The sequence below is a fragment of the Maridesulfovibrio salinus genome (assembly GCF_055394525.1).
The window spans coordinates 1,168,538-1,186,150 of record NZ_AP042461.1 but is presented as its reverse complement, the minus strand read 5'-3'; the positions used below and the strand labels follow the sequence as shown (position 1 = coordinate 1,186,150).

17 protein-coding genes and 3 tRNA genes are annotated in these 17,613 nt (G+C 45.0%); 9 read left to right on the top strand and 11 right to left on the bottom strand.

Annotation, left to right across the window (positions count from 1 at the left end):
* Window positions 1–306: 306 nt before the first annotated feature.
* Window positions 307–1,458, top strand: a complete 1,152-nt coding sequence (locus ACZ5PW_RS05240) for a CHASE domain-containing protein (protein ID WP_464558630.1) — start codon at window positions 307–309, stop codon at window positions 1,456–1,458.
* Between the two features lie 50 nt (window positions 1,459–1,508).
* On the opposite strand, the gene ACZ5PW_RS05235 is transcribed toward ACZ5PW_RS05240, so the two are convergent.
* The 3 genes from ACZ5PW_RS05235 to ACZ5PW_RS05225 form a co-directional block, all read right to left on the bottom strand.
* Complete coding sequence (locus ACZ5PW_RS05235; protein WP_464558628.1) at window positions 1,509–2,741, bottom strand: response regulator; 1,233 nt, start codon at window positions 2,739–2,741, stop codon at window positions 1,509–1,511.
* Window positions 2,734–3,138, bottom strand: coding sequence for a response regulator (locus tag ACZ5PW_RS05230; protein ID WP_464558626.1), 405 nt, complete (start codon window positions 3,136–3,138; stop codon window positions 2,734–2,736). The genes ACZ5PW_RS05235 and ACZ5PW_RS05230 overlap by 8 nt, the downstream gene beginning before the upstream one ends.
* Window positions 3,139–3,322: 184 nt before the next feature.
* Window positions 3,323–4,402: a class I SAM-dependent methyltransferase gene (locus tag ACZ5PW_RS05225; protein WP_464558624.1), complete on the bottom strand. Its 1,080-nt coding sequence runs from the start codon at window positions 4,400–4,402 to the stop codon at window positions 3,323–3,325.
* 250 nt (window positions 4,403–4,652) lie between these two features.
* On the opposite strand from ACZ5PW_RS05225, the gene ACZ5PW_RS05220 reads away from it, so the two are divergent.
* From ACZ5PW_RS05220 to ACZ5PW_RS05200, 5 genes are all read left to right on the top strand, one after another.
* Entirely contained in the window at window positions 4,653–5,018 is a 366-nt protein-coding gene (locus ACZ5PW_RS05220) for a carboxymuconolactone decarboxylase family protein (RefSeq protein ID WP_464558622.1), read from the top strand.
* 331 nt (window positions 5,019–5,349) lie between these two features.
* A complete protein-coding gene (locus ACZ5PW_RS05215) occupies window positions 5,350–6,495 on the top strand; it encodes a sensor histidine kinase (RefSeq protein WP_464558620.1) in 1,146 nt (381 codons plus the stop codon).
* 21 nt (window positions 6,496–6,516) lie between these two features.
* Window positions 6,517–6,873: a SpoIIAA family protein gene (locus ACZ5PW_RS05210; protein WP_464558618.1), complete on the top strand. Its 357-nt coding sequence runs from the start codon at window positions 6,517–6,519 to the stop codon at window positions 6,871–6,873.
* A 68-nt stretch (window positions 6,874–6,941) separates the two neighbouring features.
* Window positions 6,942–7,017 (top strand) — tRNA-Val (locus ACZ5PW_RS05205).
* A gap of 41 nt (window positions 7,018–7,058) precedes the next feature.
* Window positions 7,059–7,135 (top strand) — tRNA-Asp (locus ACZ5PW_RS05200).
* Between the two features lie 110 nt (window positions 7,136–7,245).
* Here ACZ5PW_RS05200 and ACZ5PW_RS05195 read toward each other — a convergent pair.
* The 8 genes from ACZ5PW_RS05195 to ACZ5PW_RS05160 all read right to left on the bottom strand — a co-directional run bounded on the left by ACZ5PW_RS05195 (window position 7,246) and on the right by ACZ5PW_RS05160 (window position 14,667).
* Complete coding sequence (locus tag ACZ5PW_RS05195; protein ID WP_464558616.1) at window positions 7,246–8,256, bottom strand: DUF1848 domain-containing protein; 1,011 nt, start codon at window positions 8,254–8,256, stop codon at window positions 7,246–7,248.
* A gap of 2 nt (window positions 8,257–8,258) precedes the next feature.
* Complete coding sequence (locus ACZ5PW_RS05190) at window positions 8,259–9,158, bottom strand: hypothetical protein (protein ID WP_464558614.1); 900 nt, start codon at window positions 9,156–9,158, stop codon at window positions 8,259–8,261.
* 315 nt (window positions 9,159–9,473) lie between these two features.
* Window positions 9,474–10,580, bottom strand: a complete 1,107-nt coding sequence (gene rsgA / locus ACZ5PW_RS05185; RefSeq protein ID WP_464558612.1) for a ribosome small subunit-dependent GTPase A — start codon at window positions 10,578–10,580, stop codon at window positions 9,474–9,476.
* Window positions 10,581–11,067: 487 nt separating this feature from the next.
* The gene (locus ACZ5PW_RS05180) at window positions 11,068–11,451 is read right to left on the bottom strand and encodes a pyridoxamine 5'-phosphate oxidase family protein (protein ID WP_464558610.1); all 384 of its coding nucleotides are present in this window, start codon (window positions 11,449–11,451) and stop codon (window positions 11,068–11,070) included.
* A gap of 80 nt (window positions 11,452–11,531) precedes the next feature.
* Window positions 11,532–12,062 (bottom strand): bacterioferritin, encoded by a 531-nt coding sequence (locus ACZ5PW_RS05175; RefSeq protein WP_464558608.1) that lies wholly within the window; start codon window positions 12,060–12,062, stop codon window positions 11,532–11,534.
* 162 nt (window positions 12,063–12,224) lie between these two features.
* Window positions 12,225–12,782, bottom strand: a complete 558-nt coding sequence (locus ACZ5PW_RS05170) for a DUF6691 family protein (RefSeq protein WP_464558606.1) — start codon at window positions 12,780–12,782, stop codon at window positions 12,225–12,227.
* A gap of 1 nt (window position 12,783) precedes the next feature.
* On the bottom strand, window positions 12,784–13,368 hold the full coding sequence (locus ACZ5PW_RS05165; RefSeq protein ID WP_464558604.1) for a YeeE/YedE thiosulfate transporter family protein: 585 nt from the start codon (window positions 13,366–13,368) through the stop codon (window positions 12,784–12,786).
* A gap of 120 nt (window positions 13,369–13,488) precedes the next feature.
* Window positions 13,489–14,667 (bottom strand): glycosyltransferase family 2 protein, encoded by a 1,179-nt coding sequence (locus ACZ5PW_RS05160; protein ID WP_464558602.1) that lies wholly within the window; start codon window positions 14,665–14,667, stop codon window positions 13,489–13,491.
* A gap of 228 nt (window positions 14,668–14,895) precedes the next feature.
* Here ACZ5PW_RS05160 and ACZ5PW_RS05155 point away from each other — a divergent pair.
* The 3 genes from ACZ5PW_RS05155 to ACZ5PW_RS05145 all read left to right on the top strand — a co-directional run bounded on the left by ACZ5PW_RS05155 (window position 14,896) and on the right by ACZ5PW_RS05145 (window position 17,472).
* Window positions 14,896–14,972 (top strand) — tRNA-Asp (locus ACZ5PW_RS05155).
* 359 nt (window positions 14,973–15,331) lie between these two features.
* Window positions 15,332–16,129 carry a DODA-type extradiol aromatic ring-opening family dioxygenase gene (locus ACZ5PW_RS05150; RefSeq protein WP_464558600.1) on the top strand — a complete coding sequence of 266 codons (798 nt, stop codon included), beginning with the start codon at window positions 15,332–15,334 and terminating at the stop codon, window positions 16,127–16,129.
* Between the two features lie 95 nt (window positions 16,130–16,224).
* Complete coding sequence (locus tag ACZ5PW_RS05145; RefSeq protein ID WP_464558598.1) at window positions 16,225–17,472, top strand: MFS transporter; 1,248 nt, start codon at window positions 16,225–16,227, stop codon at window positions 17,470–17,472.
* Window positions 17,473–17,613 lie beyond the last annotated feature (141 nt).

Below are 17,613 nucleotides of genomic sequence, written 5' to 3'. Positions count from 1 at the left end.
TGGAAATGAACATTCACTTCTTCCCCGCCCCCTTTCTAAAGCTACATCAGCTCCGACATGAACTAAAATAACTCTCTATCTGAATCAAAGATCTACCTTAATACGATATCTGGTTTAAAAACCGGAGTAACCGAAAAGACTTTAAAAGTGACAATCCGCCACCAGTCCAGAATAATTATAAAAACCCATATCAATCTTCTTTGATATCAGTTAACTTCAAGTTGGAAATTTCACCAATCATTAAATGTTGATATCAATACCAACGCCATGAAAAATAAAGGCAACTTAATTAGCGACAGAAAATATTTGAGCGGAACAGCTGCGTTCTGCATAGCGATATTCTTACTGATAATCAGTCTTTCCGAAGCATTGATACAGAAAGACTACGAGCATGAAACATCTCTTGTACGAGATTCAATGCTCAATACAGGAGCGATTCTCGCCCAGGATATCCAACAAAAAATAATAGAAGGCATATTCGTGACAGAGACACTTGAAGTGCTTCTTACTTCGAATAATTTTTCAGTTGCCCGGTTTGAGAACTGGGGAAAACAGATTGTTGGCTATGACTCTGCGGCAACCACAGTCCAACTGGCTCCTGAAGGAATTGTCAGCCATATTTACCCGCTTGCGGGAAACGAAGGGGCTCTGGGCCACGATCTACTCAAAGATAAGAGCCGGGATGACGGGGCCCGCAAGGCGGTCAACAGCAAAGAAACAACCTTTATAGGCCCGGTTAAACTAATCCAGAACCAAAAATATGCAGTTATCGCCCGCAAACCGATTTTCATTAAAAAGAGCGGCAGGGAGCAGTTCTGGGGTTTCACTATCGCCCTTCTCCTCGTTGAGGATATTCTACCTACCTTTATAAAAGATATGGAAAAACAGGGAACTTTTATTCACCTTGAAGGTCATGACCCGGACGCTGAAGTCCCCCCTGTTTTCTATGAATCACCGCACTGGAACGACAAAGACACAGTCAGTATCAACATCAAGGTTCCTAATGGAAACTGGGTCCTGAAACTGAGCCATGTAGAAATTAATAATGCTCTCTACGCGACAATAAGGGCTGCTTCTTACTCAGCCGCCATACTGTTACTTATATTTATTTTTATCCAGCAGTATAAAATGCGCAGACGCCAACGACTGATATTCCAGTTGAATCAAGAGCTCAGCTCGGACATTGAACAGCGCAAAAAAGCTGAAGAAGAAAAAGAGCTTCTCATAGGAGAACTCAAAGAAGCGCTTGATAATGTAAAAGTGTTGAGTGGACTGGTTCCTATCTGCGCCAGATGCAAAAAGATAAGAGATGATGAAGGATACTGGAACAACCTTGAAACTTTTCTGGAAAACCACTCAGATATACTTTTCAGCCACGGCATGTGTCAGGAATGCTCCGATGAACTTTACGGAGACCAAAAATGGTATAAAAAGATGAAAAAGAAAAACAGCAAATGAGACTGGAAACCTTTTAAACAGGAATCATCCCTCTCATGACAGGCCCTCCCCTATTCCGGTGCAACCAGACGGTAACGGACCAGTTGCCGACGCAGATCAGGAAATTCGACCGGCTTAATAAGATAAGTATCTGCTCCGCACTCGTACACAGCTTTCAACATAGTCTTGTCATCGCTCAGCGTGCTGGCAATAAATATTTTAGACTCCTTTGAAAAAGAGTCCATATTCTTACTCTGCTCAATCTGCCTGATGGCTTTGCAGGCCTGCAGCCCGTCAATATTGGGCATCATTATGTCCATTATGATCAAGTCGAAATGGGGTGTCTTGCCTGCGAAACTTTCTGTCACAGCCTGAATAGCCTCAACACCATCCTTGGCCACATAGCAGGGCATATACTTGGATAGAAATGAGACAAAAATTTTACGGGTCGCAAAATCATCATCAACAATAAGAGCTGTCGGATTTTCTCTGGCCGGATAGGCCGAACTGCAATCACACTCAGAGAATGCTTTTTCTGATGTCAGCCTGTCTTTCTGACCCTCTACACTTTTCCTGAATTCTTCTTCCAGACGGGCCAATGTTTCCGCCCCATCGCTTTGAATATAAGCATCATCGTGAAGTCCATTCAGGACCTCTCCGGACAAAGCATCAACTATCTCAGGAGAAAGTTCAGGACTTACCTGTTCTGAGCCTGAATAAGCCTGTTGTTCAGTTTCCTCAGGAATTACCTGAACACCCGTAACATCCTGAACTTCTGAAACGTATGGAACTTCCGGAATGTCTAAATCTTCAGGAACGTCTGAATCTTCTGGAACTTTCGAAACTTCCTGCAAATCAGATTTTTCATGCGGAACCGGATCTTCAGGCAGTTCCGATTCGCTTTCAAAACCGCCAGCTTCACCTGCAAGCTCCTTCAGTAAAGCATATCCTTTGCTGTAATCAATTTCATCTGAACCTTTTTCAATGATGTTATCAAATGCATCTTCAATAAAATCAAAACTTCTAAGCAATACATTGATGGCCTGTTTATCAATGGAACGCTCACCGGAGCGAATATCAGAGCATGTATCCTCCACCTTATGAACAAACTCCGACAGAGCCATAAGCCCGAACATGGAAGCATTTCCCTTTATGCTGTGGAGCGCTCTGAAAATGCGGTCAACTGAATCCTGATCGCGCACCTGTTCAAGATTGAGAACATCCTGAACAGCAAGCTCAGTAGCTTCCCTGCACTCTGAAACGAACTCGACCAAAAACAGATCCATCTCAAAAGCATCACTCATTATCAATCACACCCATCTCTGTAAGTTTTGCCGTCAAAGCTTCCACAGTAAAAGGTTTAACAATGTAATCAGTAGCCTCACTTTTATTATATGCTCTGAATACTGTTTTTACGTCTGAAAGAGCAGTAGCCATAATAATGCACGTTTCCTCTGAAGGTGAAATATTGAACTCCCGCTCATACTCTCTGATCTCTCTGGCCGCTTCCAGACCATCCATCTCCGGCATCATGATATCCATGAACACAACATCGTACGGCTCTTTGTTCTTTAAGGCTTCCTTGAAAACCTCTAAAGCTTCCCTGCCATTAACAGCAATATCCACCTCACCATACCTTCGGAGAAAGAAATGCAGAAAATTTCTTGAAGCAAAATCATCTTCCGCTACCAATACTTTCATTACGGACCCTCTATACTCTACATGCAGATATTATTTCCATCCAGAATCGTTATCCGGATGGCAGATTAATCTAAACTTTTATTATTCTACCACGTTTATCTATTCTTTCCAAACAATTCCATCTGAAGCTATAATTTATAATCAGCCTTGTGGTTTTATAAAAGTGTAAAAAAATGAAGACTTACTACTTTGAGCATAAAAAATGAAAATTAAAGCCATCTTGCGGAATTTCTTCAACCTTTACATCCTTAAATCCGGCGGCCCTGCACATCTCCACAGCCTTCTGCCTGCCCCACATCATGCCTAGCCCCCTTCCACCTTCGGAAAGCCCAACGGGCATACAATGCATAAGGCTGACCGTGTAAAGGAACGGCCCCATTGGGTGCTCCGCGTTACCAACAATGCCTGTCTCAGCGGCGATATCAATCATGGAGAATATCCCGGAAGGTTTCAACAGGGCATATATATTTTCAAGAGCGGCAAAAGGATCTGTCTGGTCATGGATGGAATCAAAAGCGGTAATATAATCATATGTCCCTGCGCCCTTCACCACCCCGGCCGCATCAGCAACATCAAACTCAATATTCGAAAGCCCCTTAGTATGAGCCCTTTCACTGGCCTGAATGATCGAGGACTCTGAAATATCAATACCAGTAAAACTCGAACGTGGATAAGCCTCAGCCATCAGTTCAAGAGCTACCCCACTTCCGCACCCGATGTCACAGACCCTGATCCCGGTTTCGAGTCTGCGGACAATTTCTCCGTCCAGCACTGAGGGAAGAAATACCTCTACAAGTACCTGCCGATGTTTAGCGTCAGCAAGCTGCTCCATGAATTCATAGAATCTGGGGTATCTTGAGTACGGAATCCCTTCGCCGCTGGCCATTCCCTTTACAACTTGTTCCTTTGCACACTCGGTCAGCAACGGAATTTCCCTAGTATACACACCCATATTTGAATTCCCGCCGGAACGGCACAAAAAAGGAACATATTCCCGCGGCAGAAAAAACAACTCCCGCCCTCCAGCACTCCTGAGTTCAACAATACCGCCCGCAACCATGACTCCAAGCCATTCATAAAGGTAACGTTGATCCACCGCAGCCTGCTCGGCAATTTCACCGCAACCGGCCTCCTGATTAATTGCTGCCAGTGTTTCAAATAGCCCGGTTTCATAACCGACAGCCATAGCCAGATTCAATGCCCCGTAGTTGAGGATATCACACATTTTGCGGCTGAACTGCTCAGCCCGGGACTCACTATCCATAGATATCTCCTCCTTATTTCCTTATTTACGCTGGTTACAGCGACTGCCTAATCTGCTGCAAAAAACTTTTCCACCGCAAATCTATTTCCTCATTATCCCAAAGCCATTTAGCATTCCAGATAACTCTCAAAGTCTTCATCTACCGCCAGCCTAAGGGGAGACGAATGTTTATTGCCTTTTCTTCTGAAAATGATAAGGCTGAAAACTCAGCCGCCAGTTTAGGACCCCAATTCCAAAAGGAGTTAAGGTTTTGAGTAATTCCATATTGAAATATGAACAAAAAATGCGGGAACTTTTCAAGGTTTCCCAGGCAGAAATGCCAGACCTCAATGAAGCGTATTACAAACACGTAAAGGAGGCTGTTTTTGATGAAGGTTCCCTGGGCCTCAAAACAAAACGCCTGATAGCTCTGGGAGTGGGAATTCAGGCCGGATGCAAAGATTGCATGATTTCACAGACTGAGAAGGCCATTGAAGCCGGAGCCACTGTTATTGAAATCTTTGAGACCTGTCAGGTAGCTATCAGCATGGGCGGCTCGCTTGCATGGAGCAAAACTCTGGTCATTGCTGAATACCTCAGGGAAAGAGGACTCATCTCCTCTGAAAACGTAGAATAAAATATTCCGGAACAGGGACATTGCAGCTAGCCCTGTTTCGGACATTCTTTCTGGCTATCCAACAACCGACCTGCTGCAACAACGATTTTTACCACTTACCGCTTAGCTGCTTGTATATTATCACGCAAACCGTCCCAGCGGATTTTCCATCCTGCCAACTCAAAACTGCCCCGCTTCAAGATTACACAATGCTCTAATCCTGACCAGCAAAACCCATTGAGGGCGTTGGTGCAGCCTTGTCAATAAGTGCTGCCCTCTATGCATGTGATCTAAAATCAGCTATAGGAATTAATACTGAAACATTGTTTAGCAGCCATGAACGAGGTAATACATGAGTCCCCCGCTTCCCACTGATTTCGCACCCGCTGAAAGATCCGATCAACAGGAAATTGAATCAATAGCGCAGGAGCTGCTGGCTAACCCTCTTATCAATGTCTTCAACGCTGTTCCCGTCCCCCTTATCATTATCAATAATGACCGCCAGACCGTATTCTGCAATATGATTTTTCAGCACACCTCAATTTACGACACCCCTCACAACATTCTGGGGCTGCGCCCCGGTGAAGCGCTGGGCTGCATACACTCAAATGCACATGAAGGCGGGTGCGGAACAAGCAAATTCTGCAGGGAATGCGGAGCTGCTTCAGCGATAATTAAATCACTGGATGGAGCAAGTTCTACTGATGAATGCCGCATACTAAGAAATATAAACCATGAAGAGCAGGCTCTCAACCTACAGGTTTTCACCTCTCCCTTTAAATACCACAATCACGATTTCATTCTTTTCACTGCGATTGATATCAGTCACGAGAAAAGAAAACAAAACCTTGAACATCTGTTCTACCATGATGTCCTGAATCTGGTCACCGGACTCAAATACACAGCACAGATGGTCTGCAAAAACACCGTGACAGACAAGGCGGCGGAGAAATGCATCACAATGAACAGAACCATCTCTCATATTGCTGAAGAGATACAGGCCCAGAAAGCCCTAAGTCAGGCCGAAGAGGGCAGGCTGCCTGTTCACCCCCGGATTACTTCCACCGGAGCGGTACTAAGCCGGCTCAAAGAAATATACTTATCCCAGGAGTTATGCGAGGGTATATCCATCGAAATTTCCGAACAAAGTATAAACACAGACATTGAAACAGATCCGGTCATTTTGAGTAGGATTCTCGGAAACATGATCAAGAATGCCCTTGAAGCATCAAAAAGCATGGAGAAAGTGACTTTAGGTGCAGAAAAAGAAGATGACCGCATTCTGTTGTGGGTCCACAATGAAAGCGTTATACCAGAGAAGGTTCAACGACAGATATTCAAACGGTCTTTTTCAACAAAAGGACAGGGCCGTGGACTGGGCACATACAGTATGAAACTGCTTGCCGAGAATTTTCTAAACGGAAGTATAACATTTGAATCAGGAAAGGAGACAGGGACTGTATTCACAGTCTCTCTCCCTGAAGACGGTCTGCGCTGACCACCATATAAGGAGTAACTCATGATGGAAATGATTGACATAGCCCCTAAAGTTCTAGGACTCAGGATCAATGGCAAAATCACAGACGAAGACATGAAAAGCATGATTGAAGTTTGCGAAAAAAAAATGGAGACTGAAGACAGAATTGCTATTTATATTGAGCTTGAAGAGCTGGGGGGTATATCCCTGAGTGCGCTGCTTGAAGATCTTAAGTTCGCACTGCCCAACTTGAAACGTTTTTCCAAGAAGGCCGTTGTCTCCGAAAAGAAATGGCATGAGTCATTGCTCAAGATCGGCGATAAACTTTTTCCCTCAATTGAAGTGCGTCACTACAAGCCCGAGGAGAAAGAAAAAGCCATAGAATGGGTAAAAGAATAAAATTTGAAACTTTTTGGAAAAAATCTGTTGACAACTTGAGCGAGTCTCTTTAGAAAGATGCTTCCTGAGGGCGGATAGCTCAGTTGGGAGAGCATCGGCCTTACAAGCCGAGGGTCACAGGTTCGAGCCCTGTTCCGCCTACCACCTCAGATACTAAGCGTCACTTAACGCGCTTAATATACAGCGGAGCCGTAGTTAAGCTGGTTATAACGCCGGCCTGTCACGCCGGAGGCCGAGGGTTCGAGTCCCTTCGGCTCCGCCACTTTTCCGAAAAGGATCTTAATCGTTTAGATTAAGGTCCTTTTTCTTTTATCGGATTATTCTATCGCCCCTGTCTTTGAGGTAGAGCCGAAAATTTAGATATTGTAAGTTTTACTCTGGAATTATTGACTCACCATCAGAGATAAAAGCTCTGATATTATTAGCTACAACGTTTTCCGATGTGTTTGCATAACAATACACGCATCTATGCGGACATGTGTTGTATTGCCCGACATCTTTACTAATAATACATCCACATTCTGCCCTTTGTCCTGTGTCTTTTATCTTTTTAGGCTTAGACTTGCGATTTACATCCAAAAGGCTTAGCTGCTCTGCTCCAGACTGACCAAAGAGTTTTAATATGTCAGGATGGTTATTTGTTATCTTGAGGATTAACTTGTCATCAACGCATTTATTATGATGTATACCGAACTCTGACAAATCCACCTTCTCTCCGCATGTAAATGCAGATATCTTCCAATCTGAACACAAACTTGAAATACCAGATGCTAAAGCTTCGATGTCTGGCAATGTAAAATCTCTATGAACAAAGCCTTGCCGTTTTAAATTATTCTGAACTTTTTTATAATTCATCACATCTGCAAAACTAAAAACAAGCTTCGAAGTATAACCATTTAAAGCTTCACCAACGGATTTAACTTTCTCAAGTAAGCTTTCTACAGTTAATGAATTGGCAAGAATCAGGGGATCAAATCGCCAGACAACCCTATCAGGTCCAATTAAGTCAGATATCCTTTTGAAGGTATCAATCCTACTAGCCAACTGCGGCACACTTGGCTCAAGCCCTTCAAGCTCATAGTCATTGACTGTGAATTGAAAATAGTAACCTATTCCCCTTCCTTCCAATACGTTCAAATACGGCAAAATGGGTTGTGGGTTTTTACTCCAAAAAATGATTGCTCTTGTTCGCTCAAAAGATATGTATTGCGCCCTTCGATTAAACGGATTGATCCACTTAGAATAGCCTGCGTCAAGACGATTAAAAAACCAATCAGAATAGAAGGCTGGGATATCTGTTGAACGACTTGCTGAGATTATCTCTGGGGCTACTCCCGATACGACGGTATCAGAAACTTTTATTTCGACACTCTTCCATTTCATACTTATTCCTTGGACAACCTACGTATTGCATAGTTGACATAATTAGTTCTTAATATTGGATACGTGTTCATTGAAGAACAGCCAGCATCACAGCTTTTACCATTCGCGATATAGTTTGGACACTTTTCCAATGTTTTCATAATGGTTTCGTTAATGTTCAACGAGTAATCAAAACCACCTACAAGGGTGTTCAAGCCAACATTTTGCTCTCTCATCCTTATATATTCGTTTAAGTCATCTAAACATTCGTACCCAAGGTCATCAACAAAAACACTTACAATACGCCTCAACCGACTGTTATCGTATGCTCTAGATTCATTTGTCATCAGAGAACACAAAATAGCTATTTTACCTCTACGAAAATTAGTCTGCCTAATTGCCCCAATTAGAGCATCAAACGCACCATCAGGAAAATCACTAATAGACTTTGGAAACACAATTACATTATATCCATCGTAATCTAGAACATCTAAACCACCCACATCTTGATCTTCAAAATATATCCCAGCATTACCTAAACGGTCCCGGTACTCCCAATCGTTAATATCAAGACCAGTATATGTAAAATCTTCAAAACAAATCTCTCCGACAACTTCCATTGCTGCAAAGTAAAACCCCCAGTAGTCTATGCCTGCTCCAAAACCTAGTGATAAGATTTCGATATGGTCATTCGGCACAAATTCAAGATTCAATAAATAGCGATACATCAAATAGTATTCAGCTAGATAACCGGGAAAAAATTTAAGCATATAATATTGCCTAACCAAAGGATCTGAATAATCGGGAGAATTTCTACCTCTAAAGGAAAACTCTTTCAGCGGGCAAAGACCATTCGAATTTTGAGCTGAATGACAAAAATCACTATATACAACATTCAACTTATCTCTAATAAAATTACGCATATAAACCTACATAATTTAAATCTTCTCAAACCATCCACAATCAACTTCAACTTCCTCAACCATTAGACATTCACACCAATCCGAAGCTTCTTAAACATCGCAAGAAGGTCAATCGCCTAAGCCCTGTCCCGCAAAACGGCTTTAGCAGTATCAGCGAATAGAATTTTGGTATATCCATCGACAACCCCATTGTTATTAACTTTCTCACTCCCATACACCTTCACCCCCGCCAAGCCAAGTCAGATTACCCGTAAACCAATAAAAAAGGACCGGAGCCACCGCCCCGGTCCTTCATCAATCAAACTGAAATCCTATCTACCGCCTTTTATTAATCCGCTTAATCTCCATGGCTACATCCTTCCACCGTTCCTTCTCGAGCCGATCCGCACTCTTCTTGCTGCGCTCCTGAACATAATCCATTTCGCGCTGCATTTTGTGATAGCTCTCCAACCGCTCAGTCGAGAGCGCGCCGGATTCAACAGCTTGAAGAACTGCGCAACCCGGTTCACGCAGGTGCGAACAATTGGAAAAACGGCATGATTCCGCTAATTCCTGAATATCGGAAAACGCTGTTTCCAAGCCGTCACCTGCTGCGGAAAATCCGATCTCACGAATGCCCGGATTATCCATCAACAGACCGCCCCGGGGCATGATGATAAGTTCCCTGGTCGTTGTGGTATGTCGCCCCTTGCCGACACTGCTGCTGACTTCGGCCGTGAGCTGAATATCGCTGCCGTAAAGCATGTTCGCCAATGAGGATTTTCCGGCTCCGGATGATCCGAGCATGGCTACGGTCCGGCCTTCTCCCAGATAATCGTGCAGCTCACCTATGCCCCGGCCATCCTTTATGGAAGTCAATACAACGGGTACACCAAAGGCAATGGTTTCGACCTCTTCGCAAAACGGATAGGGATCGTCAGCCAAATCCGCCTTGGTCAGCACAATCACCGGGGCCATCGCACAATTATATACCAGTGCCATATACCGCTCTATTCTGCGGATATTGTAATCGCGATCCAGCCCGCAGACGATAAACACCATGTCCACGTTGGCGGCAATGGGCTGTTCACGAATGGAAGCAACGGCATGTTTGCCACGTGCCCCGGCCTCGCCACGGCACAGGATGTTATTGCGGTAGAGCACGCGCTTAATTACATCACCATCGGTAAGCACCCAATCCCCGGTCACCGGATATCCGCCCTGCCTGCAATGCATTAACTTGCCGGACGGAGAACAGAGCCTTTCAGTCTGCCCGTTTGAGACGAGAAACAAATTTCGCTGAGCACTCATAACCCGGCCGACTTTGTCAGGATGGCCATCAGCAGCTTTTAAATCCTGTTCAAGGGAATCATTCCAGCCGAGCTTTCTGAGATACCGGGCTGATTCGTTATTTTCCATCTCTATATTGTTGGATAAAGTCATTTTTTCTCCATAAAATTTTCATCGACATATAGCCGACACGCAAAGAACAATTGCCGCCCACCATGTCCGAAGACAAACGTGTGCGGAGCCATACGATGGAGAATGTGTTATGAAAAAAGGGCATGCCTATAGACCTGCTTCCGTAGAAACAGCATGGGCCGGTCGAAAACAACCAGATGGGAACGGCGCAAAGACACGCCGCCTGAACAGCTAAGACCTATGATTGCCCTGTTTTTTCATAACACCGGGCACAAGATCCAAATACTGAGATAGCATCAAAGCTCCTTGAAATTATTTGCACGAAGTATGATCGGAAAGAGGAACGAATGTCAATATAACAAAGGAACGGCAATGGCAGAGCCTGCGGACTAAGATTCCCGGGCGCAATCCTGTTCATCTTCTTCAACCGGAAAAAAGGGTATCAATCTCAGACTGATACCCTTTGTGCTCATTCACTTACTCTCAGTGAACATTCTATACAATATCTCTATTCATTGGTTCCGATGAGCGGCAGCTCTTTCTCGACCTTAAAAAAGACTAGAAACCTTGTTTTACCTTCCGGCTCAAGGCCGTCATCTTTGCAGCGACGGCACAATTCAAACAGCAGTTCGGTGTCCTGCTCTTCCCTGACTTTGGAAAGGCTCAAACGCTTCCCTTTGTATCTTTTACCTTCTTCAATGAACAGAAGATGGGCGTTAGGATTCTCGCTGACATTGGCATGGCTCAGCTTGTTGTTCATTATTACAGCCAGAGTTCCATCCTCCATTACATGCGGACGGGAATATACAGCAGCGTTAACTGAACCATACTTGTTAGAAGTTGAAAAGACACAATATCCCTTAGTCGAATCAAAATAGTCCTTTAATGTCATTCGCCTGAGCCTTTTTATATAATTTAAAATTCAGTTCACACTGCAATGGTTAACCATAAACACATGCTGCTTTTAATGCTCTAGTTTTTGCCCGATAGAACAAAACCCTGCGGCTGCAACCCGGTACTTGAAGGAGTTCCGGCAATGCGGGCAAGATAAGAATCACCAAGATCGTTGATATGTGAGGCTATAGCATCAAAGTAATTGAAATGGGCCTGCTCGTCTTCGATAATCTGCTCGAAAATCTTCACAGAAACACTGTCCCCATTATCCCTACAGACCAGCAGGAACTGGTTGTACTGGTCAATTGTATCGTCCTCCAGCTCAGCATCAAACGGGAATATACCTTTTACTTCCTGGCCTCTCTTGGGTTTTTCCAGAGGCTCTGTTGTAGGCTCTCCGCCAAGCTCTTTAATCCGCTCGGCAAAGTCTTCCGCATGGCGCATCTCATCAATGGCAATAAGTTTCATTTTACCGGCCAGCTCGCCATAATCACTGTCGTCCAGACCGTAATGCTGATTCATATACTGGGCAATTGCCTGCAATTCCATGGCGCGGGCTTTATTCAGCACTTCAATTACATTTTTCTTGCGTGTCTCTTTATCTTTCATGATCAACTCCTTTAAAGTGTTACATAAACATACATATCATTTTTAATGGTTGTTTTTCATAGCACAGTGAAGAGTAAATATTCAACAGATGAATGCAATATTTATTAAACCTTTACTGTCTTTTCTCATAAACACTTCAGAAAACAAAAAGAGTAAAAATGGTCATCGTCCGGTTGTATCTGGAAGCCGAAAAGCCACACCAATGAATACGAGGGCGATAATTCCGGCCACAGCAACCCCCGGGACCCCACCCAGCAGGGCACTAAAAGCGCTTCCCGTTTCCGCCAATGCCACTTTTCCGCCGAGACTTGAGAACAGAAATGAATCCCTGAAAGCCCCATAAACCAGAGTATAAATAAATGCGCCTGCCAGCCCGCCAAGAATGAAAACCTGCGCGTCCTTCCGTCCCGCCCCTGCGGCAACGACTCCCGTACCCGGACAGAAACCGGATATGGCCCAGCCAAGCCCCAGAATCATTCCACCAACAATAACTCCGACGTAGGCACTCTTGACGCTTAAGTTGGAGCTATCCGCTATTCCCATAGCCAGTAAGACAAACAGCATCAGGCTGCTTACACCTATTCCCAGAAGAATTGCTTTCATTAAATGCAGATCCTTCAGCCGAAGCATATTAATAATCTTCTGAGGATTAGCAGCACCTACCTTCTGTAAGACAAAGCCGAATATAAGCCCGAGGGCAGCTGCAAGTAAGATTTCCATATTACCCCCTTCCTCTGTAAAGAAGCATTGCCACTGGCAAGGCAACGGCGAAAGTTCCCATCGCAAACAGATAACCGCTCAGGGATGTCTGCATCATGCCGCTCATCATATGTCCGCTGGTACACCCCCCGGCCAGACGGGCTCCGAAAAGAACCAGCACACCGCCGATGAAAGCAAACATATATCTTTTGGTATCCGATGTTCCGAACCGCTTGCGCCAGACAGGCGGAGCTACCATGTCTTCAACTGCCGACTTCTCGCTGGTCATTCTTTTAGCGATAAAGCCGCCAACGAACATGAAAACGACAAAAACAAAGCTGTAATTGAGAGGGTTGGCGACATTTTTTGCATACTTGCCGCCGCTTTTATTAAGGTAGGCATTCGGGCTTGAATAACCGCTCTTGGACGATCCGTCTTCAACCACGATCTGATCAGAAAAGGCATTCCAGACAATACCGTCCAGAATGACAAACTGGGTGGAAACCCCGATCGGCTTCACCAGAAAAACAGCCAATAAAAATATCAACCCAAGTGCAATGCCGCTGGTGCGCCATCCCCATTGAGTTTGCAGCAGAATATTTTTCATTTCCATCCTCCAATGTTAATTCTTGAAACAGGTTAACCTGTTATCAAAAAAAAGAACTCAAGAGAATGGAAGAATAAAATAAATAAGCTAAAGTTTAAATTCGTTCCGAAAAACAAGCGGCTACACTTGGCTATATTTGTCCAGCCAGTTTTTATAGATTGCGGACAGCTCAGAATCATTATTCAATCTGGACCAGTTCAAAACATCTTGCGCCTGTTCAATCAATCCTTCCTGTGCTGAAAGAGCACTTTGAATCCCCGCTTTCTTCCCGGCGGCCAGCCGCACCCATTCCGGTCTCCCGGATTCGCGGGCCAAAGATTCCAGCCGGGCATACCTTTCAGGATCGGGAAAATTAGTAGCGCCGTACAACAACATTTCAGCCGCCTCTTCAAGCCGCCCCTGCTCACGGTACAATTCTGAAAGCATGTCGTATCCGCCCTCCCAGAGAGGATGAGTTGAAAGCGCTTCTGAAATTTCATCCTCACGGATAAGGGAATCCAATTCTGTGAGAGCGGAATCATCAGCCTCGCGCATTATCATCTCAAGCCACGGAGTGAGCTCACACCTGAAGCCGTCCTCCAGAGCGATACGGTGCAAATCCGGCTTGAAGCATCCTCCGCAGCGATCGTTGATCAATTTCATGTTTTCACTGTCGAATCGATTACGGCCGGGAGTCTTGCTGGCCCAGTGATAAACAACACTTCTATTGTCCTGCACAATCCTTCCGCCTGCCCGGCGGATACGGCAGCAGAGATCCATATCCTCAAAGCCGTTGACATATTCCGGAAAAAAACCTGCCATTTCGGAAAAAGCACAAGCCGGGACCATCAGGGCCGCAGCACTCAGAGCCTGCAATCTGCGTTGTTTGCGGATAACCGGGTGATCTCCCGGAAACATGAAATAAGGATGGCGCACCCCGAGGCTTCCGGTAAAGCCGATGCCCAGGTACTGAATGCGCTGATTATCAGGAAACAGACAAAGCGGACTCACCGCCATAACTCCGGCATCATTTCTGAGAACTTCAAGCAGAGATGTAAACCAGTCTTTACTGAGCAGAGTATCGTTATTTAGAAAAAAAAGTATTTCACCTTCGGAATTGGCAGCCCCAAGATTACAGGCTGGACCAAAATTCAGATTCTCTTCCGATCGAATATATTTGAATCTTTCCCCGAAAAGCCTGTATCCAAAATCAGGACATTTCGAAGGAGTGCTGTCTGTAGAGCCGTTATCAACCACCACGACTTCAAAAAAGCGCCCCGGAGTATGTTTTCTCAAACTCTCAAGACAGCTTGATGTCATTTCCCACAGATTAAGAACGGGTATAATTACAGAAAGGTGAGGTTTTTTCATAAATTTTTAATATAAAAATATCCGCTTGATAGCAAACCTGCAGGTGGAGACTGGCTCCGCTTCTCGTTCTCTTATAATTAAAAATAAACATTATAATTGAGAACTGTTTCAGGATTACATAAAAGCTTTTTCACCAAACGCATTTAAGCGATGCTTAACGCGCTTAAAGGCACATGCGGAGCCGTAGTTAAGCTGGTTATAACGCCGGCCTGTCACGCCGGAGGCCGAGGGTTCGAGTCCCTTCGGCTCCGCCACTTTTCCCGGAAAAGCCATCAATCGTAAGATTGGTGGCTTTTCCTTTTGGCGCTAGTTAAATCAAACGGACACAACGGAAGTCTCATCACTTATTACCCAGCCTTCGGATATCTTAACTCAAATCCAGCCATCAGACAGGATTCAACCATAAAAACATTATTCCAAATCTCTAAGCAGCAGAATAAAAGTAGCTGAAGCCCATAAATAAATTATTCCTTAAAAGAATCACTTTAAGTAGGGTGACGCTAAAGATAATTAAGGCTCGAAGAATTAAGTTCTTATGCCACAAGCAGCCCAATTAGAATTCAGATTAACTAAAAAATCGACCATAATTTATAGATAAAACAAGGAAGGGATAATGGAAAACCAAAACAGAGTTCTGTATATTTCGCACGGTGGAGGCCCTTTGCCTGTGCTTGGAGATGAGGGACACAAGGAAATGCTTTCCAATCTGCGCCACTTGTCCGAAACAATGCCCAAACCTTCAGCTATACTTATTGTCAGCGCGCACTGGGAAGAAGAAGTCCCCACTCTCACCGTTGGTTCAAATCCCCCACTGTACTATGACTATTACGGATTTCCCCAGGAATCATATGAACTGGAATATCCCGCACCGGGACACGACATTCTGGTTGAAGAGGTACAGAAGGTACTGAAAAAATCTGGAATTGAGAGCAGGACCGACTCTGAAAGGGGTTTTGACCATGCCCTTTTCATACCACTGATGCTCATGTACCCGGAAGCCGATATTCCCTGCGTGGAAATGTCACTGATAAAAGGACTGGATCCGGCAAAACATATTGCCATGGGTAAAACCTTATCCGGGCTGAAGAACGATAATATACTTATTATCGGCTCCGGTTTCTCATTCCATAACATGAGGGCTTTCTTCACTCCGGACACGACTGAAAGCAAAGCCGCAAACATTGAATTTGATGCATGGCTGAGGGAAACATGTTCCAGCCTGAAAATTAGTGAATCAGAAAGGATACAGCGCATGATCGAGTGGGAAAAGGCCCCCCATGCCAGATACTGTCATCCCCGGGAGGAACACCTTATCCCCTTACACGTATGTATGGGAATGACAGGGCGGGCCTGCCCGGAAGTATTTGAAATGAGCATTTTACAAAAACAGGCCAGTGCGTTCAGATGGTAGATAGTGCTATTCGGCTCTATGGAGCTGTACCAAACTTCATCCAACATTTTCAACCCATCCTTGCGATAAGCAAAATCTTACAGTAATCTCTTGTAATGATAAACTGGAAACAATATTCTGAACGCTGGTACGCAGGTTACGCTTTTCAGGGAGCGGTTGTTCTGGGTATAATCCCCATCCTTCTACCTTTGGTTATTGACCACTCAGGAGGAGCGGCTCAGGCAGGTATGGTTGTGGCCGCTTTTTACATCGGCCAGCTTCTGGCTCCTCTGATAGGAACTTTTACGGACCGTTCAGGACTTCACAAGACAATCTTCCTGAGCGGATTCATAATGCTCGCGGCAGGACTGGCTTTCTTTCCTCTGGCTTCAAGCCTCCCGTTCTGGATGGCTCTCTCTGTCCTTCAGGGAGCTGGTTCCGCAGCCTCCAACACCGTCTCCGCCATGTTTATTGTAGAATGGAAGCCCAAGCCGGAATGGGATCAGAGGGTAGGATGGCTACAGACCTTTTACGGGGCCGGACAGGCCGTAGGGCTGGGACTGGCGGCCCTTCTGCAGATGAAACCGGAACTGGGCCTTTTATTCGCAGCCCTGCTTATGATTCCGGGCTTTATACTTGGAAGACTTGATCTTCCTGCGCAGGCGGACAGAAACATTCCTGAACAACCCGACCTTGAAAGACGCAAACACCTTGCTTCCCGTTCTCCTCTGCCTCAGACCCATCACTATGAGCGTTTCAAAGCATCACACCTGACACGCCTGATAAATGAAGCCAAAACACCATACGGCCTGCTTATTATCAGCTGGTTTCTGATTCAGTTCGGGACCTGGATAATATACAATCTTTACCCGCTTTTTATGAAATCCGCCTATTCAATAAGTGCGGGGCCGTCCTCCGCTTACTATGCAATTGCGGCTTTTCTCGGAATATTCGCATACGCGCCCTCCGGTGCCATAGGTAAAAGAATAGGAGACGGCAGGGTCGTAATGATAGGCACAGCCATGACATTTCTATCACAGCTTGGACTGGGGATTCTTGCCTATGTGGATACCGGCATAAACTCGTGGCTGGCGCCGATAATGTTCATTCTTCAGCCGGTGGCATGGTCACCGCTCATTGTTGCCGGGACCGCCTTTGCCGCACAACTGACAGACATGGAAGAAGGCCCGGCTGTAGGTATATTCAATGCGACAACAGCCATTGCTGCTGTCCTGAGTGCCTTCGCCGCCGGCTTTCTGGCTGATTCATTTGGGTACGGTTCGCTGCCTGTAATAGGTACAGTGCTGGTTCTTGCAGGAGGGCTGGTTCTGTTTCCGATTATGAATAAAGGAACTACAGAATGAGGTAAGGGCTTATCGTAATGTACTTTTCAAGAGAGACAAATCCATAAAAAAGGGTATCAACCTTAATTGGCTGATACCCTTCAAATTTATATAAATCCACAGAAGTGAACTACTATAAAAAACCTACCCTGAATGGATAAG